The 26,477-nt window shown below is 44.7% G+C and carries 28 protein-coding genes; 17 read left to right on the forward strand and 11 right to left on the reverse strand.

Features of this window, described 5'->3' with window-relative positions; genetic code table 11:
- Positions 1-8: 8 nt before the first annotated feature.
- The 4 genes from VC82_RS04285 (at position 9) to VC82_RS04300 (ending at position 2,597) form a co-directional block, all read left to right on the forward strand.
- On the forward strand, positions 9-671 hold the full coding sequence (locus VC82_RS04285; protein ID WP_045801274.1) for a hypothetical protein: 663 nt from the start codon (positions 9-11) through the stop codon (positions 669-671).
- A 47-nt stretch (positions 672-718) separates the two neighbouring features.
- A complete protein-coding gene (locus VC82_RS04290; RefSeq protein WP_045801275.1) occupies positions 719-916 on the forward strand; it encodes a hypothetical protein in 198 nt (65 codons plus the stop codon).
- A 159-nt stretch (positions 917-1,075) separates the two neighbouring features.
- The gene (locus VC82_RS04295) at positions 1,076-1,666 is read left to right on the forward strand and encodes a DUF11 domain-containing protein (RefSeq protein WP_045801276.1); all 591 of its coding nucleotides are present in this window, start codon (positions 1,076-1,078) and stop codon (positions 1,664-1,666) included.
- Positions 1,635-2,597, forward strand: a complete 963-nt coding sequence (locus VC82_RS04300; RefSeq protein WP_157517979.1) for a hypothetical protein — start codon at positions 1,635-1,637, stop codon at positions 2,595-2,597. Before VC82_RS04295 ends, VC82_RS04300 begins: the two co-directional genes overlap by 32 nt.
- Positions 2,598-2,742: 145 nt before the next feature.
- On the opposite strand, the gene lipB is transcribed toward VC82_RS04300, so the two are convergent.
- Genes lipB through VC82_RS15395 form a run of 3 tightly spaced genes read right to left on the reverse strand, consistent with a single transcriptional unit; the run spans position 2,743 to position 4,419 of the window.
- Positions 2,743-3,462: a lipoyl(octanoyl) transferase LipB gene (lipB, locus tag VC82_RS04305; protein WP_045801278.1), complete on the reverse strand. Its 720-nt coding sequence runs from the start codon at positions 3,460-3,462 to the stop codon at positions 2,743-2,745.
- Positions 3,463-3,485: 23 nt separating this feature from the next.
- Positions 3,486-4,235, reverse strand: a complete 750-nt coding sequence (locus VC82_RS04310) for a hypothetical protein (protein WP_045801279.1) — start codon at positions 4,233-4,235, stop codon at positions 3,486-3,488.
- A gap of 28 nt (positions 4,236-4,263) precedes the next feature.
- On the reverse strand, positions 4,264-4,419 hold the full coding sequence (locus VC82_RS15395) for a YqaE/Pmp3 family membrane protein (RefSeq protein WP_084598160.1): 156 nt from the start codon (positions 4,417-4,419) through the stop codon (positions 4,264-4,266).
- 144 nt (positions 4,420-4,563) lie between these two features.
- Here VC82_RS15395 and lysS point away from each other — a divergent pair, with 144 nt between their 5' ends.
- The 4 genes from lysS (at position 4,564) to VC82_RS04330 (ending at position 8,843) form a co-directional block, all read left to right on the forward strand.
- The gene (gene lysS, locus VC82_RS04315; RefSeq protein ID WP_045801280.1) at positions 4,564-6,258 is read left to right on the forward strand and encodes a lysine--tRNA ligase; all 1,695 of its coding nucleotides are present in this window, start codon (positions 4,564-4,566) and stop codon (positions 6,256-6,258) included.
- A gap of 36 nt (positions 6,259-6,294) precedes the next feature.
- Positions 6,295-6,672 carry a VOC family protein gene (locus tag VC82_RS04320; RefSeq protein WP_045801281.1) on the forward strand — a complete coding sequence of 126 codons (378 nt, stop codon included), beginning with the start codon at positions 6,295-6,297 and terminating at the stop codon, positions 6,670-6,672.
- A 121-nt stretch (positions 6,673-6,793) separates the two neighbouring features.
- Positions 6,794-7,408: a HEPN domain-containing protein gene (locus VC82_RS04325; protein WP_045801282.1), complete on the forward strand. Its 615-nt coding sequence runs from the start codon at positions 6,794-6,796 to the stop codon at positions 7,406-7,408.
- 4 nt (positions 7,409-7,412) lie between these two features.
- Positions 7,413-8,843 (forward strand): SLC13 family permease, encoded by a 1,431-nt coding sequence (locus VC82_RS04330; protein ID WP_045801283.1) that lies wholly within the window; start codon positions 7,413-7,415, stop codon positions 8,841-8,843.
- A gap of 66 nt (positions 8,844-8,909) precedes the next feature.
- On the opposite strand, the gene VC82_RS04335 is transcribed toward VC82_RS04330, so the two are convergent.
- The 3 genes from VC82_RS04335 to VC82_RS04345 form a co-directional block, all read right to left on the reverse strand.
- On the reverse strand, positions 8,910-9,497 hold the full coding sequence (locus tag VC82_RS04335; protein WP_170218307.1) for a leucine-rich repeat domain-containing protein: 588 nt from the start codon (positions 9,495-9,497) through the stop codon (positions 8,910-8,912).
- Between the two features lie 173 nt (positions 9,498-9,670).
- Positions 9,671-9,976, reverse strand: coding sequence for a hypothetical protein (locus VC82_RS04340; protein ID WP_045801284.1), 306 nt, complete (start codon positions 9,974-9,976; stop codon positions 9,671-9,673).
- A gap of 315 nt (positions 9,977-10,291) precedes the next feature.
- Entirely contained in the window at positions 10,292-10,924 is a 633-nt protein-coding gene (locus VC82_RS04345; RefSeq protein WP_157517981.1) for a hypothetical protein, read from the reverse strand.
- A 268-nt stretch (positions 10,925-11,192) separates the two neighbouring features.
- Between VC82_RS04345 and VC82_RS04350 the strand changes: the two genes are divergently transcribed.
- The 6 genes from VC82_RS04350 (at position 11,193) to VC82_RS04375 (ending at position 18,048) form a co-directional block, all read left to right on the forward strand.
- The gene (locus VC82_RS04350; RefSeq protein WP_045801286.1) at positions 11,193-13,700 is read left to right on the forward strand and encodes a zinc-dependent metalloprotease; all 2,508 of its coding nucleotides are present in this window, start codon (positions 11,193-11,195) and stop codon (positions 13,698-13,700) included.
- A gap of 179 nt (positions 13,701-13,879) precedes the next feature.
- The gene (locus tag VC82_RS04355) at positions 13,880-14,074 is read left to right on the forward strand and encodes a hypothetical protein (RefSeq protein ID WP_045801287.1); all 195 of its coding nucleotides are present in this window, start codon (positions 13,880-13,882) and stop codon (positions 14,072-14,074) included.
- Positions 14,075-14,189: 115 nt separating this feature from the next.
- Positions 14,190-14,633 carry a hypothetical protein gene (locus VC82_RS04360; protein WP_045801288.1) on the forward strand — a complete coding sequence of 148 codons (444 nt, stop codon included), beginning with the start codon at positions 14,190-14,192 and terminating at the stop codon, positions 14,631-14,633.
- Between the two features lie 367 nt (positions 14,634-15,000).
- Entirely contained in the window at positions 15,001-15,825 is an 825-nt protein-coding gene (locus tag VC82_RS15210; RefSeq protein ID WP_052698909.1) for an SH3 domain-containing protein, read from the forward strand.
- A gap of 335 nt (positions 15,826-16,160) precedes the next feature.
- A complete protein-coding gene (locus VC82_RS04370) occupies positions 16,161-17,432 on the forward strand; it encodes a DNA cytosine methyltransferase (protein WP_045801289.1) in 1,272 nt (423 codons plus the stop codon).
- A complete protein-coding gene (locus VC82_RS04375) occupies positions 17,425-18,048 on the forward strand; it encodes a hypothetical protein (RefSeq protein WP_052698911.1) in 624 nt (207 codons plus the stop codon). Before VC82_RS04370 ends, VC82_RS04375 begins: the two co-directional genes overlap by 8 nt.
- A gap of 410 nt (positions 18,049-18,458) precedes the next feature.
- On the opposite strand, the gene VC82_RS04380 is transcribed toward VC82_RS04375, so the two are convergent.
- On the reverse strand, positions 18,459-19,385 hold the full coding sequence (locus tag VC82_RS04380) for a DUF6607 family protein (RefSeq protein WP_417935062.1): 927 nt from the start codon (positions 19,383-19,385) through the stop codon (positions 18,459-18,461).
- Positions 19,386-19,533: 148 nt separating this feature from the next.
- On the opposite strand from VC82_RS04380, the gene VC82_RS04385 reads away from it, so the two are divergent.
- Genes VC82_RS04385 through VC82_RS04395 form a run of 3 tightly spaced genes read left to right on the forward strand, consistent with a single transcriptional unit; the run spans position 19,534 to position 22,681 of the window.
- Positions 19,534-21,576: a TonB-dependent receptor plug domain-containing protein gene (locus VC82_RS04385; RefSeq protein WP_170218308.1), complete on the forward strand. Its 2,043-nt coding sequence runs from the start codon at positions 19,534-19,536 to the stop codon at positions 21,574-21,576.
- A 12-nt stretch (positions 21,577-21,588) separates the two neighbouring features.
- A complete protein-coding gene (locus VC82_RS04390) occupies positions 21,589-22,233 on the forward strand; it encodes an HmuY family protein (RefSeq protein WP_045801291.1) in 645 nt (214 codons plus the stop codon).
- A gap of 1 nt (position 22,234) precedes the next feature.
- Positions 22,235-22,681, forward strand: coding sequence for a DoxX family membrane protein (locus VC82_RS04395; protein ID WP_045801292.1), 447 nt, complete (start codon positions 22,235-22,237; stop codon positions 22,679-22,681).
- A gap of 219 nt (positions 22,682-22,900) precedes the next feature.
- Here the strand turns inward: VC82_RS04395 and hemL are convergent, their stop codons facing one another.
- The 4 genes from hemL to VC82_RS04415 form a co-directional block, all read right to left on the reverse strand.
- Complete coding sequence (gene hemL, locus VC82_RS04400; protein ID WP_045801293.1) at positions 22,901-24,178, reverse strand: glutamate-1-semialdehyde 2,1-aminomutase; 1,278 nt, start codon at positions 24,176-24,178, stop codon at positions 22,901-22,903.
- A gap of 98 nt (positions 24,179-24,276) precedes the next feature.
- Positions 24,277-25,125, reverse strand: coding sequence for a glucosaminidase domain-containing protein (locus tag VC82_RS04405; protein WP_045801294.1), 849 nt, complete (start codon positions 25,123-25,125; stop codon positions 24,277-24,279).
- The gene (locus VC82_RS04410; protein WP_045801295.1) at positions 25,122-26,027 is read right to left on the reverse strand and encodes a 1-aminocyclopropane-1-carboxylate deaminase/D-cysteine desulfhydrase; all 906 of its coding nucleotides are present in this window, start codon (positions 26,025-26,027) and stop codon (positions 25,122-25,124) included. The genes VC82_RS04405 and VC82_RS04410 overlap by 4 nt, the downstream gene beginning before the upstream one ends.
- A 12-nt stretch (positions 26,028-26,039) precedes the next feature.
- Complete coding sequence (locus tag VC82_RS04415) at positions 26,040-26,369, reverse strand: hypothetical protein (protein WP_045801296.1); 330 nt, start codon at positions 26,367-26,369, stop codon at positions 26,040-26,042.
- Between the last annotated feature and the right edge of the window lie 108 nt (positions 26,370-26,477).

The following is a 26,477-nucleotide window of genomic DNA, read 5'->3' on the forward strand; positions in this document are numbered from 1 at the left end:
CAAACATCATGAAAAAAATACTATTCTTTATGACCCTGGTCATGGTATTCCAAGGCCAGTCACAGTACAAAATAAACAATAAGGCTGCAAAAAAGGAATTGGTCAATGCCAACCTTGTTAATAAATCACTGTCTTTAAAAACCATCCAGGAGAAAACTCTGAAAAAAGGTCAGAAAATTTCAGATATCCCATTGGTAAAATTTCCGGAGCAAAAACTAAAAATACGTGCATCCAAAAGCTGGAAAGTTACGCCTCAAAGACCCCGTATTCCAGGTTTGACTTTTGAATTTGATGGTAGTTACAAAACCAGAAACTTTCTCCTTGTTGCAACTCACATTCATACCAGAGCAACGCGTTCTGGTAACCTGTATCGGACCTACCCGGGACGGATCACATTTACTGCGCAAAAAGGTGGAGAGTACCGTATGAAAATTTCTTTAGCAACAAGCCATTTTCCCGTAGATATTTGGGGTAATGAACCGTACATGTTGGTCCAATTAGGCGATAGGGAAATTCGAACGAGTTTAAAAGACATCAGTAATAAAGAGATTAACGTAGTTTTTACCACGCCAAATGCCGGCATGATCAATATTGGGATTTCAGGAGTAAGCCCAGACCGCGAAAAAGCAAGCTCTTTGGCTATTTCGGCCATTCAAATAGACAAGATCTAAAAGGAAAAGCGAGAACAGCCTGCGCCGTTTTGAAAGTAATATTGAAGATGAGTTCCAAGCATGTACCGCAACCCCTGCAGGCCTCTTACGAAAACCATTTTAACGGCACCGCCTATGACCAACATTATATTATGATAAATCAGTTCGTTAATGAAGCCAATTATAATGGTTTTTGGGAAGGATTTTTTGGTCAGCTCTCAAATCACCAAGGAGAAGACAGGCTGGTCAAATATCCTGACAAATAAACCTATAAATCTTTAAAGTGTTCACAATGTGCAGAATAGACATGAAATCTGTAACTTATTCTTCAGTTCCCCTCTTAAATCTTGTACTTATTGCCGTAGGCTACCCAGGCTTGGGCAAAAGAGAACATCCATTTCACAAATAACACAACACCCATAAAAATGAAAAAGTATTGCTTTCTTATATTTTTCGGTTTGCTGTGGGCCTTCCCTGCGTCCTCACAGTCTGCAGATTTAAGTTTAGAGCTTTCTGTGGATGACAACTTGGTCGAAGCTGGCCAAGAGGTCACATTTACCATTAGGGTCGTTAACGATGGCCCCGACACCACTCTTGGTGTCAAGGTGCTGAGTTTATTGCCATCGGGCTATGATTTTGTTGGTTATAAGGCCAATGAAGGCACATACGATGCAACAACTGGTGTTTGGGACATTGTGGGTATGGGCTATGGCATAAATGCAATTCTAAAGGTTACTGCCATAGTAAAAAATTCTGGCGAACACATGGTATTGGCAGAAGTCATGGCCAGTGACCTACTTGACTATGATAGTGTTCCTGGCAATGGGGTCGATACCGATGGTGATGGAATAATTGCAGACGACCCCCAAGATGAAGACGACGGGGATGGGCAAATTGTGGTACTCGCCGGTGAGACATCGGACAGTAATTGTCTGGCGCCAGCTGTCAAAGTAAGCTCAATGTCTTCAAATCCAACAAATATTGATGGGCGTTTTAAGTTTGATTATAAAAATTGAAGCCTTGTTGAATTTCAAGATGGCACACACAGAAGGGTACAGCTTCGAATATGGCAAAGGCAATCCGAATCAGTTTAATATGGAATATTACGTTAATTCGGCTGATGGTTCGATGTTGTTCCCTGGCGGAGAAATGGGCTTCTTCAAGACAAATTTTTCGTACTCCGATAGATTTGGAGACGTTGATGCGGCCATATGGCTTCCCAATGGGCAAATGGTGATGTATGGAATTGATAAAAGGGAAGGCAAGATGCGGGCAGTAACCCGTGAAAGCATCCAAACCTCAGAAGGGCGTTATCAGAACGATTTTATACAAATATTTAAGTTTATGGAATCTTCTGTAGAATGGAGCGAATGGAAAGAACCACTACCTTCACGGGTGGATTGGAGAGGAGAGGCAGTGGGCTACAAGGCAGATTTATCGGAAGCATATACCGGCCTGACCAACACATGGATTATGTACTTCGACAAAGCACCGACGCCCATTGTGACTTCTGTTCCCATGATGGGTTATATGGTCGGAGTTCTCAAAGACATTAAAGAGACATATTGCAACCGTTTGGTGGTCTATAGCAAGGTGCTGATTGGCGGAAAGGACACTGGTGATGTCATTGAAGTAGAACTGAAGTCCATAAGACCTATGGGCATCACTTTTGATGGCACCCCCTATCAGCCTATGGGTATCGGTGGAGATTCAGGAACCTCTGTTACAGAAAAAATTGCCGAGTACGAATCAAAAATGCGTGATCTTGAACTGCGCAAACAATCTTTGGAACGGCAAAAGAAACGCTGTTCGACCGACAGTTGTGTCAAGGCCATAAATAGTAAACTGGATAATCTGCGGCTAGAAAAACAACGGGTCATCTGCGAAGGAATGGTCGCCGCGGGTATGGAAGAATCAGTTGCAGATTGTATGGAAGGTGAAGATTAATTATATAGTATCACCGGAGTAAGGAAGAAAATTATCGTGCTATTTGCACTCTTGATGTCGTTTTCAACGTAGATACAAAACCTTGTACTCGATGTTCACGTGCTCCCAACTTTAATAATCGAAGATACGGCCCAGAACGGGCCTTTTAACTGATCTTGATTTTTTCCTCTATCAACTCAGCTTCAAAAAGTGTTTTGAAATGCTTGAGGAGCTTCTGCTTGACCTCATCCATATCAACTTGCTGTTTACCCAATTCTACATTTAGGGAAGTAACCGCTTTATCTTTGATCCCACAGGGAATCATCAGATCGAAATAGCCCAAATCGGCATTGATGTTGAAGGCGAAACCGTGCATGGTGACCCAGCGGCTGGCACGAACGCCCATGGCGCAGATTTTTCGGGCAAAGGGTGTGCCCACATCCAGCCAGACCCCGGTTTCTCCGTCAGAACGCTCACCCTTAAGTCCGTACTCGGCCAAGGTTAGAATGATCATCTCCTCTAAAAACCTTAGATACTTGTGGATGTCGGTGAAAAAGTTGTCAAGGTCTAGAATGGGGTACCCCACGATCTGCCCCGGCCCGTGATAGGTAATATCGCCCCCCCGATTGATCTTATAGAATTTTGCATTTTTTTGTTCGAGCACTTTTTCATCGACCAGAAGATTGCTGATATCGCCACTCTTGCCCAAGGTGAATACATGGGGGTGCTCAACAAACAGAAAATGATTGGGGGTGGGCAGTTGGGTGCCTTGCCTCCTATTCTCAATCTTCAGGTCTACTATGTTCTTAAAAAGGGCTTCCTGGTAGTCCCAGGTTTCCTTGTAGTCTTTATAGCCCAAATCTTGTAGCCGCACCTTCTTGTTCATTTGGCAAAGATACGAAGTGCCGCTCAGTCTTCCAGTTCAACCTCAAGCACCACCGATTCTGGGTCTTTCATCATTTGTAGAAAATCGACTTGGTAGGTCATGGTCTTTCCATCCAAAGAAAAGGTGGCCCCTTCGACATTGGTCGATTTCACCTTTCTGGGAAAATGGTATTTAAAGGTATAGGTCGACCCAGACAGAAACATTTCGGCACTCTTCAGGCTATCCAACCCCTTTTTGAACAGCTCTTCATCGATTATTTCAATAGATCGTTTAAAGGTGTTTTTCTTAAAATGGTAGGTTACCCGGGTGGTAGCTGGTGCAGCACCGCCCATTGGCCCCTGTTGGGTTGTGTCTGCCTGCTGCGTCGGACCGATTGCGCTAGCGTCTTGAAAAGCGTTGTAGGCATCATTGACCTCTGAGACATCATCGAATTCGCTGAAGAGATCGAATGTCATCTTTTTTTCTTCAGGATCCATGACCATGTGCATCGTAAAGGGCTCCAATCTTCTCAGTTTTTTCTGTTCTTCGGGTGAAAGTTGGGCAATACTGTCTTTCTTTTCCTCAAGAAGTTCTTTGAAAACGATGGTAGAATCGATGGCCTTCTCTTGTCCGGTGCTGTCCATCGCCCCGATCATCGCCATCATTTCACTGCCATCAAAGTGAATGTTCAGCTTACCAGAGCCATCTTCCTCCAGATATAGTTCTTCGGTAAAATTACACGCGGTTACCAGTGCCAATAGAAATATGGGCACCCAAAATCTGATTTGTTTCATTACTATTGCTTTATGGCACCAATTAACGTCAATTGGTATTGTTCAAAATGATGAGCGCCGCAATTACCCCGGGCACCCACCCGCAAAAAGTCAAAAGTAAGACAATAAGAAACGAGCCGCAACCTTTGCCGATAACAGATAAGGGCGGAAAGATAATGGCCAACAAGACACGCCAGAAACTCATGGTTTTTTGATTGATCGATGATTACTTTATTGGTCGCATGAATACCATAAATGTTACAATCGTACCTTTTTCAAGGTCAATTGGGCAAAAAACCGAGGCATTATAAGCTAAAAGTGTAATTTTGCGCATTAATTTTTCACTCCCATGCAGTTATCTGAGCAAGAGATCGTACGAAGAGAGAAATTGGCCAAGTTGAGGGAAATGGGCATCAACCCATATCCTGCCGAGCTGTACCCTGTTGATGCCACTTCTAAAAGTATCAAAGCGGAATTTGAAGAAGGCAAAAAGGTGGTCATTGCAGGGCGCTTGATGTCACGTCGTATTCAGGGCAAGGCATCTTTTGCCGAGTTGCAAGACAGTGAGGGGCGAATACAGGTTTATTTCAACCGTGATGAAATCTGCCCTGACGACGACAAGACCCTCTACAACGAAGTCTATAAAAAATTGCTCGATATTGGGGATATCATTGGCATTGAGGGTGAGCTGTTCAAAACAAAGGTGGGTGAAAAAACGGTAATGGTCAAAAATTTCAAGCTGTTGAGCAAGTCGCTTAGGCCATTGCCGCTGCCAAAGACCGATGCCGAGGGCAAGGTGTACGATGAGTTCAACGACCCTGAACTGCGTTATCGCCAACGTTATGTGGATCTCGTGGTCAACCCATCGGTAAAGGAAACCTTTATCAAGCGTACCAAGATTACCAATAGCATCCGGGAGTTTTTCAACGAACGTGGTTATTTAGAGGTGGAGACGCCCATATTACAGCCCATTCCGGGAGGGGCCGCTGCACGACCCTTCGTAACGCACCACAACGCCCTGAACATACCCTTATTCCTGCGCATTGCCAACGAACTCTATTTGAAGCGGTTGATCGTGGGTGGTTTTGACGGGGTGTACGAATTTTCAAAAGATTTCCGTAACGAGGGCATGGACCGTACCCACAACCCTGAGTTCACGGTAATGGAGCTCTATGTGGCCTACAAAGATTACAACTGGATGATGGAAACCACTGAGCAATTGCTTGAAAAAGTGGCCATCGACTCCAATGGAAGCACAAAGGTGCAGGTCGGTGACAACCTTATTGACTTCAAGGCCCCTTACCCCAGGGTACCGATATTAGAGGCCATAAAAACCCACACGGGTTTCGATGTGGCCGGCATGGACGAAGCGGGACTTAGAGATGTGGCCAAAAAGCTAGAAATCGAGGTAGACGACACCATGGGAGTGGGCAAATTGATCGATGAGATCTTTGGTGAGAAATGTGAGCGCCATTACGTGCAGCCTACCTTTATCATCGACTATCCCAAAGAAATGAGCCCTTTGACCAAAGAACACAGAAAAAATCCGGCATTGACCGAACGCTTCGAGCTTATGGTCAACGGCAAAGAACTGGCAAACGCCTATTCTGAGCTGAACGATCCCATTGACCAGCGTGAGCGTTTCGAAGAACAATTGCGGCTTTCTGAAAAAGGTGATGACGAGGCCATGTTCATCGACCAAGACTTCTTAAGGGCCCTAGAATATGGTATGCCGCCCACTTCGGGCATCGGCATCGGCATTGACCGTTTGGTGATGCTCATGACCAACAACGCCTCTATTCAAGAAGTGCTGTTTTTTCCGCAGATGCGGCCCGAGAAAAAGCAGGTTGACCTGACCGAGGAAGAAAAAACCATCATGGATATCTTGAGACCGAAAGGCGAGATGTCCTTGCTTGAACTAAAAGAACTGGCTGGCTTGAGCAACAAAAAGTGGGACAAAAGCACCAAAAATCTTTCAAAACTGGGGCTGTTTGAAGTGAAAAAGACAGACGATATGCTACTGGCTATTTCAAAGCAATCTTAATTTCATTATCTTTAAAAGGCATCAACCTGCCTGATAATGAACACTCTTGGTTATTTTGAAATACAGTCTTCCAATCCTGAGCGGGAAATCGACTTCTACGCCACGGTCTTCGATTGGAGTTTTGACAGGGACGAATCCGTACCCATCGAATATTACCGCCTTATTGGTGCCGGCGTGCAGGGCGCCCTATTGAAACGGCCCGTAAAGGTACCTCCGAAAGAACATGGCACCAATGCATTTACCTGCTCGTTTCAAGTAAAAAACTTTGATAAAACGGCCCAGACCATACTGGATAAGGGTGGCCAAGTAGCCATGCCAAAATTTGCCATCCCAGGTCGTTGCTGGCAGGGTTATTTTTTGGATGCCGATCAAAATGTCTTTGGTATTTTTGAAATGGATGAAGATGCCTTCTGAATAGCTATCGTATGCCTCTACATAAGTTAGTGAAAATAGTTATTCGGTTCAAAAAAGAACTTTATCTCCATCACTCCCATGAATATCTTTGCTATCTTACTCACAAATATTCAGGTTATTCATGCAAGATGATATTTTCACCAACTATGACCGAAATATTAAAAGAGTAAAAAACTTAGTTAAAGTTTATGATGTTATATCATCAAGTAAATCAGGTAGAAAAAAAGTTGTAGAAAGTGATATATTGAGATCTGCCGCCGTCCTGTTGCACTCATCTTTTGAAGATTTTCTTAGAAGCATATTAATTTGGAAAGCTGGTTCTATAAAGAAAGAAGAGCTCGATAAAATTCCCTTAAAAGGGATTTCTAACAGTGGGCGACCATCAAAATTTTTATTAGGTGCTCTGAAAGACCATGAGGAAATTACGGTAAAAGAACTAATAATTGCTTCGGTTATTGACTATTCTAAATTTAAGAGTTTTAGCAATATCGGAGAGGTAAAACAAGCTATTAATCTTTGTGGTTTCGAAATAACCGAAGGTATTGAAAAATATTCTTCAACTATTCAAAAACTTATCCAAAGAAGGCATAAAATTGTTCATGAAGCCGATAGATATGATAAACCAGGTAGCGGCAATCATAGAATACGCTCTATTAGTAAGAAAAATATAAACAACTGGATGACTGCAATAGATATGATATTAAGAGAGCTGTTAAAGCAAATGAGATCTTCATAAGGATATGGAGCTGAGCAAAAAACTAGGACTTATATTGGGGCCTATTTTCTTTTTGGCCTGTACCTTCTTACCTATTGAACTGGTTTCACAAAAAGGAGATGCCGTAATAGCTGTGGCCCTTTGGATGCTTATTTGGTGGATTACCGAAGCGGTTTCCATATCGGTCACCGCGCTTTTGCCATTGCTACTGTTTCCTATGCTGAAAATATTGCCCATTGCAGAGGTGGGCGCCAACTATGGCAGTCCGATTATTTTCTTGTTCTTCGGCGGATTTGTATTGGCCCTGGCCCTTGAAAAAGTCAACCTACATCGAAGAATTGCCCTAAACATTATCCGATTGACCGGTACCACGCCCAATAAGGTGGTATTGGGCTTTATGATTGCTACGGCTGCTCTCAGTATGTGGATCAGCAATACGGCCAGCACGGTGGTCATGTTGCCGATTGCACTGTCGGTTATAGGCCTTTTGATGGACGATGAGGACGGTTTTACCAAAAATGACCAAAATTTTGCACTGAGCGTCATGCTCGGCATCGCTTTTTCTGCCAATGCCGGGGGCATTGCTACGGTAATCGGAACCCCTCCGAATTCAGTACTCATCGGCTTGTTGGAAAATGAATACAACATCGAGATATCGTTCTTAAAATGGATGACCATTGGCCTGCCCTTTGCCGCACTGATGATCGGCATCATCTATGTTGTGCTGGTCAAGTGGATGTTTCCAAACCGGGACCTAAAGTTCAACGCCTCAAAAGAGGTCATTGACCAAGAACTCAAAAAACTTGGCCCCACCTCGGGCAAAGAGAAAATGGTGCTGGCCATTTTTGGGGTTACCGTATTTCTTTGGATTTTCAGGACGCTCATCAACTCCATATTTCCAGGCTTGGGGCTCTCAGACACCATGATCAGCATATTCGCCGCCATTGCCCTGTTCTCGGTTCCCTATAACATCAAAAAGGGTGATTTTATCATTCATTGGAAAGACACCTCAAGACTGGCCTGGGGCATTCTGATTCTTTTTGGGGGTGGGCTGGCCCTTGCCAAGGGCATGTCGGTAAGCGGTATTGTCGACCTAGTGGCCGGGGGCATTGCCAACAGTGACATCAGTATTCTTTTGACCGCCTCGTTGTTGATATTGTTGATGCTTTTTATGACCGAATTGATGAGCAATGTGGCCTTGGTGGCCGTTTTGGCCCCGGTAGTGGCGGGCATTGCCATTGGCCTTGGGGTGCCGATGCTATATTTGCTCATTCCCGTGACCATGGCAAGCAGTTGCGCCTTTATGTTGCCCATGGCCACACCACCCAACGCCATTGTCTTTGCAAGTGGGTATGTTAAAGTGCCCCAAATGGCCCGTGTGGGGGTCGTGCTGAACCTGATTGCCGTGGTCATGTTGATTCTGATGTTCCAGTTTGTGATTCCGTTACTGTTCTAAAAAACCAAAGACCACAAAAAAAGGCGCCATGGGGCGCCCTTTCACAATATTGTCTGGCTGCGGTTCTTATTCAATATCCTCAAACTCAAGGTTCGCCAACCGCACATTTTGCGACTTTGGGTCTAACAGCTGCAAATGTTTGAATTCGGTATTCATGTCAAAATGCGCCAACTGGTATTTCTTTATTTCCTCTAGACCATCGAAATCATCAAATTGGTTGTTTGACAATTGTAGGGATTTCAGTTTCGTGAGTTTCGAAAAACCACGTGGAATTCTTCCCGATAGGTTGTTGTTCGCAACATTGAGGGTATAGAGTTGGGCCATTCTGCCAATACCGCCAGGTATACGGCCCGTTAACTTATTTCCAGAAAGGTCTAGGTGCTTCAAATGCTTTAAATTGACCAATGTCAGCGGTATTTTGCCGTCCAAATTGTTGTTTGAGAGGTCTAGCCCCACTACATGGCCATCTTTTATGGTCACTCCTTTCCAAGTGGTCATGGGGGCATTCATGTCCCAAGTCTCTGTCCAACTGTGGCCTTTTGTGTTACGGTATACTTCTACGAGTGCCACAAATTCCCTATAGGTCTGGGCGGTTAGCGAACTCGTAAAAACATAGAGAAATACAAGTAGGAAGGCAGTTTTTTTAGGTTTCATAGCCTTTGATTTGGTGGATATTCCCAAAAATGACATATTTAGACCACCCCGGCAATTTTTTGTTGTAAACGTCTCGTTTTGAGTGGTAAAAAAAATTCCGCCCAAAAACCAATTTGGACGAAATTTCACTAAACTAACTAACTCAACTAACCAACTGCCCTGTTGTAGGGAACTTATTTTTTATACGGGTCAAAACCCTCTGGAAGGTATTCTGAGGTATCAAACCCCAGCTCTACTTGCTCGTCTTCGATATAGTTCAAAGATTTTACCGAAACCTTGCCAACATAAGGGTTAAAGTCTTCTGGCAGATACTTGGCCGTTTCAAAGCCCAATTCGATATCGCCTGAAGTTTCGATAAATTCAATGGAATGGATATCAAAATGCATGGCCACACTTTCTGTGGTCGGTGACTTGGCGCCTATTAGCGGCAAGAACATGGCTGCAATGAACAGCGTAGCAAAATATTCTTTGACTTTCATAGCTCATTTTTTGATTATGGTACAAAGGTAAAACCATGAAAAACAACATTTAGTATGTTTTGCACTTGCTTAACAATGGCCCAGAATGCCTGTAAGAATTTAATTGCTAAAATTTTATTTGCAGGGATACCGACTTGGTAGATCTAGTTGCGTGAAATTGCGGATCCCGCAGTTTTTGATGGTTTTTGTTGCCAGGTGCACTTTGTCGATTTTTCTGTTACTTTTTTGTTAACAGCTTCACACAAAGGGAAATCCCGGCGTTTTGCCGGGATTCATCAACTAACTAACTCAAAAAATTGATAAAATGAAAACATCCTACCTAGCTTGACCCTCAAAGGGATCAAAGTTTTCAGGAAGATAGCTCGTGGGATCAAAGCCCAGATCTATTTCTTCCTCTGCTTCGATATACTCGATAGCATTCAAATCGAAGGTTTTCTCATAAGGGTCGAACCCCTCGGGAAGGTATTTTGTGGTGTCAAAACCCAAATCCACTTCCTCGTCCTCTATATAATTTATCGAATTGATGGATACTTCGCCGGCATAGGGGTCAAAACCTTCCGGCAGATAATCTGCAGTGTCGAAACCAAGGTCGGCCGTGTTATCTTCTTCGATATATATGATGGAGTTCAAATCAAAATAGGTCTCGTAGGGGTCAAAACCCTCAGGAAGATAGTCGGTGGTATCAAAACCGAGGTCGACTTCATTCTCATCCTCTACATAGGCTATTTCGTCCAATTTCAAATCGGCGGGCTCCTCAACCGAAAATCTCACGATGTACAACGGAGCATCTTTTTCTACATCGACCTCTTCAAAGGCCATGTAATGGTTCGCAAATGTACGCGTCATCTCCGTGCTTGTGCGTATCACGGGTACCGTACTTTCTTGTGGTGCTGCTTCGGGGCTACTACTTAATAGTGCGCATCCGAAAATTACTAATAACTTGTTCATTTTTTGATTGATTTGATGATTGATATCTATGCTTATAAGACTGGCACGGTTGTGAATTGTTACAGCATTTTGCCTTTTTTAACAAAAGTTCAATTCTCTCTGAACCCAAGTATAGTGGGCGATTCACGCCGAAGCATCAGTAAAACGCAGGAATGCCAGAGGTTGCTATTTGTCGGGAAAGAGTTTCGTATTAATATTTTTTTAACACTTCTTTCGTGCAATTTTTTGGTTCTTTATAGAATTCGTAATATCCAAACCTCATAGTAAAATGCTTCAAAGACAGCTTACGAAAATGCTGTTGCTATTTTTTCTGTTGGCAGCTTTTCATCCCTCAAATGCACAACTCTTCAAAAAAAAGGAAAAGAACACCCAAAAGACCTCCGATTCCAAATCAAAGAAAGACGATAATATAAAGCCCTATGACAAGGTAATCACCAAAGATGCTAAGTCAGATGACGGTCTTTTTACCGTTCATACGGTAGATGACAAACATTATTATGAGATACCCGATTCGCTCTTTAATCGAGAGATGTTGATGGTAAGCCGTATCTCAAAGACCGCCACGGGCATCGGCTTCGGGGGCGGTAAGATCAATACCAAAGTGCTTCGTTGGCAGAAAAAACCGAAAAAGGTGCTGCTTCGCGTGGTTTCATATGGCAATTATGCCGCAGACTCGTTGCCCATTCACGAGGCGGTGGTAAACTCGAATTTCGAGCCGGTTCTTTTTTCGTTCGACATCAAGGCCTTTAACAAAAAAGATTCGTTGAACCCGGCCACGGTAATCGAAGTAGATCCCATGTTCACGAAAGATGTTAATGCACTGGGCATGCCCGATCGGTTCAGGGATCGCTATAAGATTAGCCGATTGGATGGCGACCGCAGCTTTATTGAATCCATCAAAAGCTATCCGCTGAACATCGAGGCCCGCCATGTAAAGACCTATATGGCCAAGAAACCGCCCAGTAACCAAAGTTTGGGTTCTATTTCTGTAGAAATCAACAATTCGATGATCTTGCTTCCCGAAGAACCCATGAAACGTCGTTATTTCGATGAGCGCGTTGGGTGGTTTGCGCGCGGACAGGTAGATTATGGCCTTGAGGCCCAAAAAAGCAAAACGGTCACCTATTTGGATAGATGGCGACTTGAGGTCAAAGATGAGGACATTGCCAAGTTCAAAGCCGGTGAATTGGTAGAACCCAAAAAACCGATTGTTTATTATATAGACCGGGCCACACCAGAAAAATGGAGGCCCTATATAAAACAAGGTATCGAAGATTGGCAGGTGGCCTTTGAGGCCGCCGGGTTCAAAAATGCCATTATCGCCAAAGACCCGCCCTCGCCGGAAGAAGACCCAGAGTGGTCGCCAGAAGATGTGCGTTATTCGGTGGTGCGTTATTTGGCCTCACCCATACCCAATGCCAATGGCCCGCACGTAAGCGACCCTCGCAGTGGTGAAATTCTGGAATCGGATATCAACTGGTATCACAATGTCATGACCCTGCTGCGCAACTGGTTCTTTGTGCAGACGGCTGCCATCAACAAAGAGGCACGGGGCACCGAGTTCAAAGATGAGATCATGGGTCGATTGATACGGTTCGTATCGGCTCATGAAGTGGGGCACACATTGGGGCTTCCGCACAACATGGGCAGCAGCGTGGCCTATCCCGTAGATTCGTTGCGTTCCGTTACTTTTACCAAGAAATACGGTACGGCACCCTCCATTATGGACTATGCCCGTTTTAACTATGTGGCGCAACCAGAAGATGGCGATGTGGCCCTGATGCCCAATATAGGGGTCTACGACAAGTATGCCATTCGTTGGGGGTATCGCCCCATCTTGGATGTCTCGGCCGAAGATGAAAAACCCATATTGAACCAATGGATACTCGAACATGCCGATGACCCCATGTACCGTTTTGGCCACCAACAGGTAGGCGATGTGGTAGACCCCAGCTCACAGACCGAAGATTTGGGAGACGATGCGGTAAAGGCAAGCGAATACGGTATCGCCAATCTGAAAAGAATTATGCCCAACCTGATGGAATGGACCACTGAAGAAGGGAAAAACTATGATGACCTTGAGACCATGTACGGGCAGGTCGTCAATCAGTTTAGAAGGTATATGGGGCATGTGTCGAACAATATCGGCGGGGTCTACGAATACCATAAGACCGCCGACCAAGAAGGTGCCGTCTATACCCATGTGCCCAAGCAGCGCCAACAGAACAGTTTGGCCTTTTTACAAGATCAGTTGTTCGCGACACCCGAATGGCTCATCGACCAGAACATCTTCAACAAGGTACAGTATTCTGGCTCTGTGGAACGCATTAGGGCCCTGCAGGTGCGCACTCTAGACAACCTTTTGCATTTGGGCAAGATGGCCCGTATGATCGAAAACGAGGCGGCCAATGGTGACGAAGCCTACAAATTGGTAGATATGATGCGTGACCTTCGCCGTGGGCTTTGGTCTGAAACCCGTTCGGGCAAAAAGATAGACACCTATCGCAGAAACCTTCAAAAGGCACATATCGATCGGCTGGCCTATCTGATGACCGCTGAGAACCAAAATAAGAAACCGGCTTTCGGGGGCTACCAAAAATCAACGGTGGTCAATACCAGCCAGTCAGACATCCGTTCGGTGGCCAGGGCTGAGCTCAACAATTTGAAACGCGATATCAGGGGCGGTCTTTCCCGTATTTCTGATACCATGAGCCGCTACCACTTGCAAGATGCCTTGGAACGAATCGATGTGATATTGGAGGCCAAAAAATCATAGTAAACCCTACTTGTACAAAAATTCGATGAACTGCACGCTGGTTTTATACAAACCGGCGTGTGTGTTTTTCACACCTCAGCTTTTTAGGTTTTCACATCAATAGAGGGGCGTTTCACAACATATGGCAAAAACGCTTTTTTTGATTGCGTACTTTAGTAATCCCAAATCATTTGAACATTATGAAGACCTACAAAATCAAAAGTCTTATCTATTTCAGCTGTTTTTTAATGGCTTCCTTTCTGTATTATGGCATGGAGCAGTACGATCGATTCAATGAAGAATTGATTGCCTCGCAGACCACCGATGTCGAACTAGAAGAGTTACAACCTTCAGAATCGCTCCACGATTCAAAAGATTTGGCACAGAACCCATAACAGGTTCAAGCGGGTCTCTTTCCTATTTCTGTTAAAAGCGTCACAAACTTTTTTTTCGGTTTAAACCTCTGCCGGCGAATACCGTCATAGTTGCAGAAACAATAAAATTTAAACCATGAGAAAAGTTTTGATTGCCATGGCCCTTTTGGCCGGATTGACAGGATTTGCCCAACGGCATGGGCACCAAAAGCACCCAGGTTTGGTGTTGAAAGACATGACCCCAGAGCAGGTGGCCACCCTACAGACCAAGAAGATGGCCCTTGCGCTCGACCTTACAGAAGAGCAACAGCAACTTGTAATGGAAATACAACTGCAAGAAGCTGCGCAACGAAAGAAGAAAATGGATGAACGCATTTCTAAAAGAGAACAAGGCGAACGCCAAAAACCCAGTGCCGACGAACACTTTGAAATGGCCAACGCCCGATTGGAAAAACAACTGGCACACCAGGTCAAAATGAAGGAAATATTGACGGATGAGCAATACCGACAATGGAAAAGGATAAATCATCGAAGACACCACGACAAAAAGAGAATGGAGATGGGCAGTAGTAGAGGTTAGTGTTTTTTGTTGATTTTGTAAGGGCCCCCACTTCTGATGCCATCAGAATGCTGGGGGTTCTTCTGTTTTAAGACCTACCCGACCATACCACTTATCGAGAAAAGCTATCTTTTTACCGAGTCGTACGACTTATGGCCCTAGCCCCAGCGTACATCTTATAGAGCTATTCAGGTTTGTGTTTTTGCTAGAACAAAAAACCGTCAGTTCGAGTTTTTCACCAAAATGAAAAGTATCGAGAACAAGGTTTTTTGATGAAAAATGCTGATTCTCGATACATCCCAACGTTTACAGTCGGGACACTCGAATTGACGAATTTTTTCAAAACGCACACTGCATAACATTAATTTATAATCTTAATTCTATTATCATGAAAACAAAACAGATGCTTTTAAGCCTTACCACACTAACCATCTGTTTGTTTATGAAGGCCCAAGAAAAGTACCATTGCAATGGTGATGACTGCGGGTTTGCACCCGGCGAGGTGGTCTATCTCTTTGGTGACGATGTAAAGCTGCGCAGTCAGCCCACCACCGAATCTAAGGTCATCAAGATTTTGGAAATCGGCACCGAGTTGACCGTTCTTGAAAAGACCGAAAACTCTTGGCCGTACCGCGGTATCGACTCACCCTTTTATAAGGTTGATTACAAAGGCACCACGGGCTATGTACTTGGTGGGCTCATCTCTTTGGAAAAAAAGGAGCTGAACGGCAGCACCTATCTCTTCGGCTACTCAAGGTCGGGCGATTTAGAGTACCTGAACATTAGAAGTCCCAAGCCTGATGGCAGCTTTACCGAGAATACGCTGCGCTTGGCCCATTCGGGCATTACCATACAGGCCCACGGCAACAAGGGCCTTTCCGGTGTTGACGGCATACTGTACATCAATTACAAAGCTGAGGCCTGCGGCATGCAGGGCGGCGGTATTTACTGCTTTCAAGAGGGTCATCGTTTGATTCCCGTGGCACGGCTGACACAGGTGTCAGAGGCGGGCGTTTTCTATAGATGGGAGACCTTTGTGTTCCCAACGGACCAAGAAGGCGTGGCCGGTAAGATTTTGTTTAAAAAAGAACAGGGCGAAAATCTGGACGATGACAGTAAGTGGCACAAGATTACCACCGAGACCCGTGAACTGGTCTGGGCCAATGGCCGATTGGTACCCGACTATAAAGAACGGCCCACAAATGCAATGTGAGGTTGTATGTGGATTACAAACATGAAAAACTGGGGGTTTGCCCCGGTTTTTTTATGGTTTTTGTGCAATGGTTTATGGCCGTTAACAATTATCCTACCCTTTAATTTTAGACATATTAACTTATGCATATAAAAGATATATAGAGCATAGGGTCTATATTACTATGTTGGGCTTCATTTAAAAGTGCCGACCCACAAGCAAAGAGTGCTAAACGCACACATTGCTTTTTTGCCAACGCGTTGACTGAATAAAATTGTGAGTAATATGATTGACAGAATCAAGGAAAAAGTGGTCATTTTGGTATCTTAGCAAGACTAAATTAGGACAAGTAGATAATGGAATTAAAGGAAAAGATTACGGTAGAAGAAGTGAATGGAAAAGCATTCAAAATTAGAATGGTTGAAGCTTCAGAACACGGTAATGCTGCATTAACCCACTATTTGCTTAATCATAAAAATGACGTTGCTAGCTTCTATAAAGAAGAAGCACTAAACCACCTAAGGAGAGCTCTAGAATACAAGTTTCCAGAAGACAATATCACAAGTAAAGCAGCCGAGGAAGCTTTACAATACATGATTTTTGACTTTCAAAAAGAAATCCCCTTCCCTGCTCCAACAAAACCAAAATTCAAATTCATTGACTTATTCGCAGGAATTGGGGGTTTTCGACTTGCAATGCAAAATCTTGGCGGAAAATGTGTTTACACCAGCGAATGGGATGAACAGGCAAAGAAGACTTATCAAGCCAACTTCGGTGAGGTTCCATTTGGTGACATAACTAAGGAAGAAACTAAAAGATTCATACCCGACAATTTTGATGTTCTATGTGCAGGTTTTCCATGTCAGGCATTTTCAATCGCAGGCAGAAGAGGTGGATTTGAAGACACTAGGGGCACATTGTTCTTTGATGTAGCCGAGATAATTAAAAGAAAACAGCCAAAAGCAATTTTCCTTGAAAATGTCAAAGGGCTTAGAAATCATGACAAGGGCAAAACACTAAAAACGATTCTAAATGTTCTCCGAGAGGACTTAGGCTATTATGTGCCTGAACCTCAAATTCTAAACGCCAAAGACTTTGGTGTTCCTCAAAATCGTGAACGAATATTCATAGTTGGTTTCAGAAGTGACTTAGGAATAGATGAATTTGAGTATCCTGAACCAACCAATCAAACAGTTGCATTTGAAGATGTAAAAGAAGAAGAAACGGTTTCTGTTAAATACTACTTATCGGACACTTACCTAAATACCTTAGTCAAACACAAACAGCGACACGAGAGCAAAGGCAATGGGTTTGGCTACGAAATAATTCCTGACGATGGGATAGCAAATGCCGTTGTATGCGGAGGAATGGGAAGAGAACGAAATCTTGTCTATGATGACCGGCTTGAAGACTTCACTCCTGTGACTCATATCAAAGGTGAGGTGAACAGACAAGGAATCAGGAAAATGACGCCAAGAGAATGGGCAAGACTCCAAGGCTTTCCTGACAACTTTCTGATTCCAGTTTCTGATGCTTCTGCCTATAAGCAATTTGGAAATTCAGTTGCAGTTCCAGCCATTCAGGCAACTGCAAAAGAAATAATTAAACGATTGTTGAAACATGCTTAAAGAACTTGGAATAATAATCGGCAAAGACACCAAAGCAGGAAACATATTTGAAAGTTTGTTTCCAGATTTTATGGACTTTAAGTATGAAAAGCCGTCTGAATATATCAAACACCTTTGGGACAAGTACGAAAGTCAAGATGACCGTAATTCGAACTTGAACGGAAAAATGTTTGAATACATACTTGCTTCATTATGTATTAGAGAAGGTATCTTACCATTATACTTGAGTGCAAAAGTTGCCTTCGTTCCAAATGTCATTTATGACCTCATGTTTTACACGAAAGAAAGAGGACCTATTTGTTGGAGTGTGAAAACAAGCCTAAGAGAAAGGTATAAGCAAGCTGACCTCGAATCAATCGCATTAAAATATGTTCACCGAAAAGCATTGAGTTACCTTATAACTCTAAGTGAAGAAGCAAAGGGTGTGAAGGAAAAAATTAAGAGTGGTGATGTTATTGGACTTGATAATGTAATTATCGCTGCGACTCCTGAATTTGACCAACTCGTTGCAGACTTAAAGACTTTCAAATTTGAGGAACCGCCAACTGTAAAGGTTATCGAATCTACACAAGTTGTAACTATTGAGAAAGTTAAATCTGTATTCCCACGGTCATAGCCACACACAATGTCAAGCCGCTCAAAGCAAATGCTCGATCCAGAGCTTGTCAAAGAGTGTGTCTATTCCAACGCTTGGACGAAAAAGAAAAAACACGAAGGCCCAACAAAAGGATAGTGCATAGCACCCTGCGGGATGCTACGGCACCATACATTGAACGATGGTGTCGAATACGCCTGCGGCGTACTTTTAACCGCGCGGCGATCGTGTCGAATTATTCATTTCTTTTTTATTGATTTTTACAGGAATTCATCGGTCGCTACGCTCGGTCGCCTGCGGCGTACTTTTGTTGCGCAGTTGTAGTGCCATACCAGATTCCCCTTGTAACCAATAGGAATAACCATCTCATTTTATACGAGACAAAAAAAAGCCACCCCAAGGGGTAGCTTTCAACTTAAAACCAACCAAAGCTACTTGGCAATAAAGGCCTCAATGGTCTCGTCAATATGCTGCTCGGTCTTTTTAAATTCGTCATCGAACAAGAGGTCAAATAACCGCTTGTCGTCTACCTTGGCATTGAGTTGTAGGTCTTGCTTGCGTTCAAAAACCTCATTCCATTTATCGCGTACAAGGGCCCAATCGGCTTGGTTGGCGGCCCACCAGTCTTGTGCGGCCTTGCAACGGGCATCGGCCACTTTTTTATAGACGTTCAACCCTTTTTCCTCGGCAAGAACCATATCTTCAGCACCGGCCTTACGAACAATTTTTTTGTTGTCTTGATCATGAATCCAACCTTCGGCGGTGATCTCATGTTTGTTGGTACGTTCGGTAACGTTGTAGTCGCTTCGCTTAGTGTACTCCCTTCTTGGCAATGGGGCATCGGTGGTATTTTCCCAAAAACTTTTGCCATCTACATGCACCCAAGTGGCTGAGCCCTCATAACGCGGACTGTCATCTACTTGGTACACCTTTTGGGTCCACTGCCCCTTAACGGCCTCTGGGGGCAAAGAGGTGTAGGTCCATTTGTTGTCGTGGTCGTACTCGTACAGGTCGGTGTTCTCATACAGCCAATCTTGCCGCCAATGCTTGATGACCTTGGGCTGGTCTGGCCGACCCACGATCAATAGGTGCTGCATGACGATTTTGTCATCATTGTCCTCTACCAATTGCACCCACTCCAACCCCTTGTCGTGTTTGGTTGCCGAGGGTTGGTAGGCATCGCTGTCGGCGTAGTTGAAGGTCTCGGCAAAGTTAAAGCTGACCTCGTAGCAGCCACACATGCTCTTAATGGCCGCTTGGTCTTTTTCTTTCTTGGTCTGGGCCACTGCCACTACTGCAGCGCAGAGGGCAAATAGGGTCAAAAAATGTACGGGTCTCATTTTCAGGTTTGTTTTCATCTGGGTCTTGTTAAAAGTGAAAAAAATAATTATTCTTATTTAGACTGATTTAAAATAAAATATATATTTGCCACAAATCTAATTAAGAATGAGTCTAAATAAAAAATGTTTTGCCATATTTTTTTTAGTACTGTCAGTTTTTCAAGGGATGGCACAGAAAAGAACCTCCCCAGAAAAAGACTCCATTCTTACCGAAAACCTGGATGAGGTGATCGTCACGGCTACCCGAACGGTGCGCCAACTGTCATCGTTGCCCCTGCCCGTAACCCTGATCGCACAAGAGCAATTGCAGCAGACGGGGGTAACACGCCTCAACGAAATCTTGAACGAACAGACGGGGATCGTCATGACCCCCGATGCCACTATCGGTGGTGGCGAAGGTGTGCAGATTCAAGGCATCGCCTCCGATTATATACTGGTGTTGATCGATGGGGTGCCAGTAGTGGGTAGAAGCAGTGGTAATTTAGACCTTAGTCGGTTTGCCATCGGCAATATCAAACAAATAGAGGTGGTCAAAGGGCCTTCTTCAAGCCTTTTTGGCTCCGAGGCCCTGGGCGGTGTAATCAACATCATTACCGAAAAACCAAAAAACAGAAAAATAAACGGGCAGGTAGCGCACCGGGCGGCCACTTTTAACAACCAGAATACGACCATAAACGTGAAACAGCGGAAAGAAAAGGTGGGCTACTCGCTCTTTATAGACCGTTTGAGCACTGATGGCTACAACCTTGCCCCCGGCAACGGAACACAGACCGTAAACCCATTTTTCAATTACACATTCAATGGCAGGGTGTTTTATGACGCTTCTGACAAGCTCCGTTTTTTTCTCTCCGGCCGTTACTTTCTTCAAGATTTTGACATACCCTCTGGCACCAGTGAAGAACGCGATGCAAATGCCCACTTACGGGTTGACCATCGTTTCTCTGAAAAATCCCGGTTGGAATATGAATTGTACTACACCCGGTATAGCACCAACGAGCAGACCTTTGACCCCGTCAATAACGATATCTTATTGGACAATGACTTTGACCAAAGACTGTTTCGGCCAGAGGTACGCTACAACCATTCGTTGAACAGTGGTACCCTTACCGTGGGTGCCGGTTACAATTTTGAAACCCTTGACCGTTCGTTGTTTGCCGACCAGGTCAGTTTTGATTCCCAATATGTTTTTGCACAGTACGATTTTAAACCGTCTGAAAAGCTGAACCTCATTATAGGCGCCCGTTTTGACAACCATAGCGAGTACAATTCACAGCTTAGCCCAAAACTCTCGGCGCGGTACGACCTGAATTCAAATTGGGCATTGAAGGGTTCGGTGGGAAGCGGGTTCAAGGCACCCGATTTTCGTCAGCTGTATTTAGATTTCACCAATGCGGCCGGTGGTGGTTATTCCATTTTTGGTAAGGAGGTGGAGGCCCAGGGTATTCAACGTTTGCAAGAAAACGATGAGATTGCCAACTTAGTAGTGGACCCATCTGAATTGGGAGAGCGGTTGGATGCCGAGCGTTCCATAGGCTACAATTTGGGGGTGGCCTACAAAAAAGGGAAGCTTCGGGCCGATCTAAATCTGTTCAGGAACGATTTTGAGAACCTAATCGACATTCGCATACTCGCCTCAAAGACCAATGGCCAAAACGTATTCGGCTACATCAACCGTGAGGCGGTCTATACCCAAGGCCTAGAGCTTGACGTACAGTACAAGGCCTTGGAAAATCTAAATCTCTCCGCGGGTTATCAACTCTTGTACGCCTATGACAAAGCAAAAGAAACAGCGGTCGAGAACGGTGAGGTTTTTGCACGCGACCCCAACACCCTACAGACCGTTCGCTTGACCAAAGAGGATTATTTCGGTCTCGAAAACCGTTCGCGCCATACCCTAAACCTCAAGGCATTCTATGAAGTGCCCAAGTGGGGTGCCAATGCCAATCTTCGGGTGGTCTATCGCAGTCGTTTTGGGCTTACCGACCGCAATGGCAACGATTTATTGGACGAATTTGACGATGCCTTTATCAAGGGTTACGCCCTTGTAAACCTATCGTTCGGAAAAAGATTTTACAAAAACTACCAAGTGCAAGTGGGGGCCAACAATCTGTTGGACTTCAAGGGCAACAATCCCTTGGCGGCGCAAGACAACAAAGTGTTGGTCAACCCCGGCATACAACTGTTCACACGACTTTCTATTCAATTTTAAACAAAAACCCTTATGAAAACCCTTATGAGATTATCACAGATTTTAGTATTGCTACTGGTATTTGTCGGATGTAGTGAAGACGATGACGACATGCCTCCCCTAAATGCCGTTGAGAGCAAAACGGCCAGTAACATTCACGCCCCCCAGAACGGAAGCCAAGGCGAGCCCGCAAGTGGGCCGTTCACCAAGTTCAGTTTTGAAACGGGCACGGTTACCGAAAGCGAAACCGAGTGGGACATTGCCTTTCGGGGCACCACCATTGCCGTAAATGGCGGCGAACCTACGGGTACGGCTGATGAACCAGCGCGAAACGGCAACGCCGGTGTTGCCATCGTAAACGGCACTTTTGCAGATGTGTCCACAGCAGAAGGGCTTTCTTTTTCGCAAGATGCCGATGGCGCTTTTGCCATTCCACTGGGTAGCGACCAAGGGTGGTACAATTACAACTTTATGACCAATGTTGTGAGTCCCATCCCCGGTAAAATCTTAGTCTTTAGAACCCATGACGATAAGTACGCCAAGGTAGAAATACTCAGCTATTACAAGGATGCCCCTACTGAGATAACCCCAGAAATAGCAGCGAACGACCTAAGGTACTATACGTTTCGCTACGTGTACAATCCGAATGAGGGAGAAACCACATTAACAATCGAATGAGATGAAGGCAATCAAAATTCTTTTTATAGCACTACGGCTGTTTTTGGGCGGATTCATGATCTATGGGGGCATCCAAAAATTTCAAAAACCCATTCCCGCCCCTATTGAAGTGGTCGAAAAGGCCGAGAAGTTCAAAGACCCCGCAAAACAAGAGACGCTGCAGAAAATACTATATATCAGTGGTAGCAAGCAGACCGGTTATTTCTGGCAATTGTTGGGCATTTGCGAGCTGTTGTTCGGACTGTTATTGATTCTGCAATACCCGGCCTTTGTAGGTGCATTGTTGCTACTGCCCATTACCCTGAACATCTTTCTCTTCCATCTTTTTTTGGAAGCGGACGAGGTGGGCGAACTGCTTCAGACCGGGGCAATTTTTGGCATAAATATTGCTTTAGTCTTAAAAGAACACAACAGATGGAAGCATTTGTTGTGGATTAAGCCTTTGTAGCTTATTTTAAGTTTGAGTTAGTTGCGAAAACCCGGGCAATGCCCGGGTTTTTGTTTGGAAACGTTTTCGAGCCCTCAAAGTCTTCCATATGAAAATAGCACAGTGAGCTAATCTAAGTTCTTAATTCCAGTCATTTCGAACGTCCCGATAGCTATCGGGAATGAGAAATCTCAATAACCATCTATTGGATTTCTCAGTCGTTACACTCCTTCGAAATGACTAAAAGATATTATTCACAGTCTCAATGGTCTTGTCCAGATCCCCGTAGCTAAGGGCATCGTTTAAAAAGTAACTTTCAAAGGCCGAGGGGGGCAAATACACCCCTTGATCGAGCATACCATGAAAGTATTTTTTGAACATATCGTTATTGCCCTTCGCAGAAGAGGCAAAATCGACTACGGGTTCGTCGGTAAAATGCACCGAAATCATACTACCAAAGCGGTTGATATGGTGGGCGATTCCCTTTTCGGTCAATACTTGGGCAATACCCTTGTGCAGGTATTCCGTTTTCTTTGCCAACCGTTCAAAAACTTCGGGGTTTTGGTCAATCGCTGTGAGCATGGCCAACCCAGCGGCCATCGCCAAGGGGTTACCACTCAACGTGCCTGCTTGGTAAACGGGCCCTTCGGGTGCCAAATGCGCCATTATCTCTGATCGCGCGGCAAAAGCCCCGACGGGCAATCCACCCCCGATGACCTTTCCAAACATCATAATATCGGCATCGATGCCCAGCGCCTCTTGGGCACCTCCCTTGGCCAATCGAAATCCGGTCATCACCTCATCAAAGAGCAATAGTATACCTTCTTGGGTGCAGAGCTCACGCAAGCCATGTATAAATACATCGGTTGGAATAATACACCCCATATTGCCTGCTACGGGCTCCAAAATAATGGCGGCAATCTCGCCCTGGTTGGCTTTGACAAGCTCTTTTACGCTATCCAAATCGTTGTAATGGGCCAATAGGGTGTCTTTGGCAGTGCCCTGGGTAACCCCGGGACTGTTGGGACTGCCAAAAGTGACCGCTCCACTGCCCGCCTGTATCAAAAAGGCATCGGAATGGCCGTGGTAACAACCCGCAAACTTGATGATCTTTTCTTTGCCGGTGTACCCCCGTGCCAACCGAACGGCGCTCATGCAGGCCTCGGTACCCGAGTTCACGAAACGTATCTTGTCTACGTTCGGCACCATATCAACCGCCAATTTGGCAAGCTCGGTCTCAATCTCGGTAGGAATGCCGAAAGAAGTGCCCTTTTTTGCCTTTTCGATGACCGCCCTGAGAACAGGTTCGTGGGCATGGCCAAACAACAAAGGGCCCCAAGAGGCGATATAGTCGATGTATTTGTTACCATCTTCATCATAGAGGTAGGCACCTTTGGCCTCTTTGATAAAAATGGGTTCGCCACCTACGGCCTTGAACGCCCGAACGGGTGAATTCACCCCACCGGGAATGTATTTTTTTGCCTCTGCAAACAGCGCACTGCTTCGTTGATATCGCATCAATCTTATTTTGGGTATTGTCAAGTTCTAGTGCGGTCGAGAATACTTTGAAAGTTTCGTGCTAAAAAGCATCTCTACTGCGCTCGATATTTTATTGCTTATTTCGTCTTCGGTCTTCGAATATTGAGCACTTGGCCCACAGAAATGGTAGTGCCCTCTAAATTGTTAAGGCGCTTGATCTCATCAATCGAAATGGTATAGCGCTTGGAGATTCCGTAGAGGGTATCGCCTTTTTGAACAATATGGGTAAATACCTCATACTCCTTTGGTTTGCGCACAACTTCCAATCCGCCCTTTACAACTTCCTCATCATATTTGTGCAAATCGTACTGTTCGATCAAAGAAATAAGTTTTTGTGGATACTTTCTATCGGTAGCGTAACCGGCCTTTTTGAGTCCGTGTGCCCATCTTTTGTAATCATCCCTTCGGTAATTGAAGAGAAAGGCATAGCGCGAGCGGGAAGAAAGAAAAATACTGTGATCGCGAAACGAGAACATTGGATGGTTATATTTTCGAAAACACTCACCGCGCTCATCATCATCGTGAAAATCATACTCACCCTGCCAACCAGTATGGCACTTGATACCAAAATGGTTGTTGGTCTTGCGGGTAAGCTCCCCCCTGCCCGAACCGCTTTCCAAAATGCCCTGCGCCAGGGTAATGCTCGCAGGTATGCCAAAGGCACGCATCTCATATTGCGCAATCTCAGCAAAGGTTTCAATGTATTCTCGTGTGGAGGCAATCGGAAATTTTACAAATCTACCGGGATCGGCGGGCATGGGGTACAGTACCGACTCATCGACCTTGGTCTTTTCAATGTTCTTGTTGGGGTTATGTACCACCCTGGGCCGTGGTTCTTTTTCGGCTTTCTGAACCGTGCGCTTTTTTGTACCACAGCCGGTCAGCACCAACAATCCTAAAACGCCATACAATACTTGTGCTCTCATATGTCGAGTAACGGCAACTTTTTCTTTTTTAGTACAAGGTTCATGCCTTTTATGCCTTGAAGGCCTCCCGTATGGATGGCCAGTATACGGCTTTCTCTTGTAATTTGACCCTTTTTAACCTGATCTAGAATACCGTACAACATCTTGCCGGTGTAGATGGGATCTAGGGGAATGCCCGTGCTTTTCTTAAAATCATTGATGAAATCCACCAACTCGCGGGTCACCTTGGCATACCCCCCAAAATGATAATCTGTGATCAATCGCCAATTATCATTCGCGGCAAATTTACAAATATCATCTTTCAAAAAATCGCCTTTTAGGGCCGGATAGCCCCAAACGGTCTGATTGGCACCGGCGGAATTGATAAGCCCGGCGATAGTGCCTCCGGTGCCGACAGCGCAACAAACAGCATCGAATTGGGTGTCGTCTTCAGAAAGAATCTCTAGGCAGCCCTTTACCGCCAGGGCATTCGTACCCCCTTCCGGAAGTGGATAAAAATCGCCAAACTTGTTTTGCAAGGTCTTCAGAAAGAGTGGAGCAGACTTTTGGCGATAGGCTTCCCTTGTCACGAAATGTAAATGCATCCCAAATTCTGAGGCCAATCGCAGTGTGGGGTTGTCTTTCCAACCTGTTTCCAGTTCTTCCCCCCTTATCACGCCGATGGTATTGAGCCCATTTTCCTTACCGGCACAGGCCGTTGCCACGATGTGGTTCGAAAAGGCACCCCCAAAAGTGAGCAGCATAGAATGCCCTTCTTCTTTGGCCCTTTCAAGATTGTATTTCAGTTTACGGTACTTGTTGCCAGATATATAAGGGTGCAGTTCATCTTCGCGCTTTATACACAGCACAATACCCTGTTCGCGAAGTTCGGGCAGGTCAACTTGTTGGGTTCTACTTTTCAAAAATGGTATGACTTATCGGAAAAGATAGTCTAAAAATCCGAAGGTCTTTCGGGTTGCAATATAGTTTGGATCGTGCTCATTGGCATATGCCTCGCGTTCAAAACTGATGTTCTGGTAGGCACGGTAGCTATTTAGGTAAAGTACTGTGCGCAGCATCCATTCGGCCACATATAACATATAAAAAGGAAGCACGAATAGCTCTTGCTGCTGCTTAAGGTGAATGCGCTCGTGGTTAATGAGAACCGCATCTGTTTTGTGATGGCATTCTTTCACAATGATGAAGGGCCAAAGAGAGAGCCCCACATAGTTTTTATAGAAGAAATGTCGAAAGACTACGACCATATTTTTCTCATACGATACCTAACAAATATAACAGGATTCCCTTTTAAATGTTAAAAAACAAGATGTACGGTTTAGATATTGGGTAAAAGGCAGGTTCGAAATGATTGG

Origin of the sequence: Flagellimonas lutaonensis, assembly GCF_000963865.1 — a bacterium.
GTDB classification, from domain to species: domain Bacteria; phylum Bacteroidota; class Bacteroidia; order Flavobacteriales; family Flavobacteriaceae; genus Flagellimonas_A; species Flagellimonas_A lutaonensis.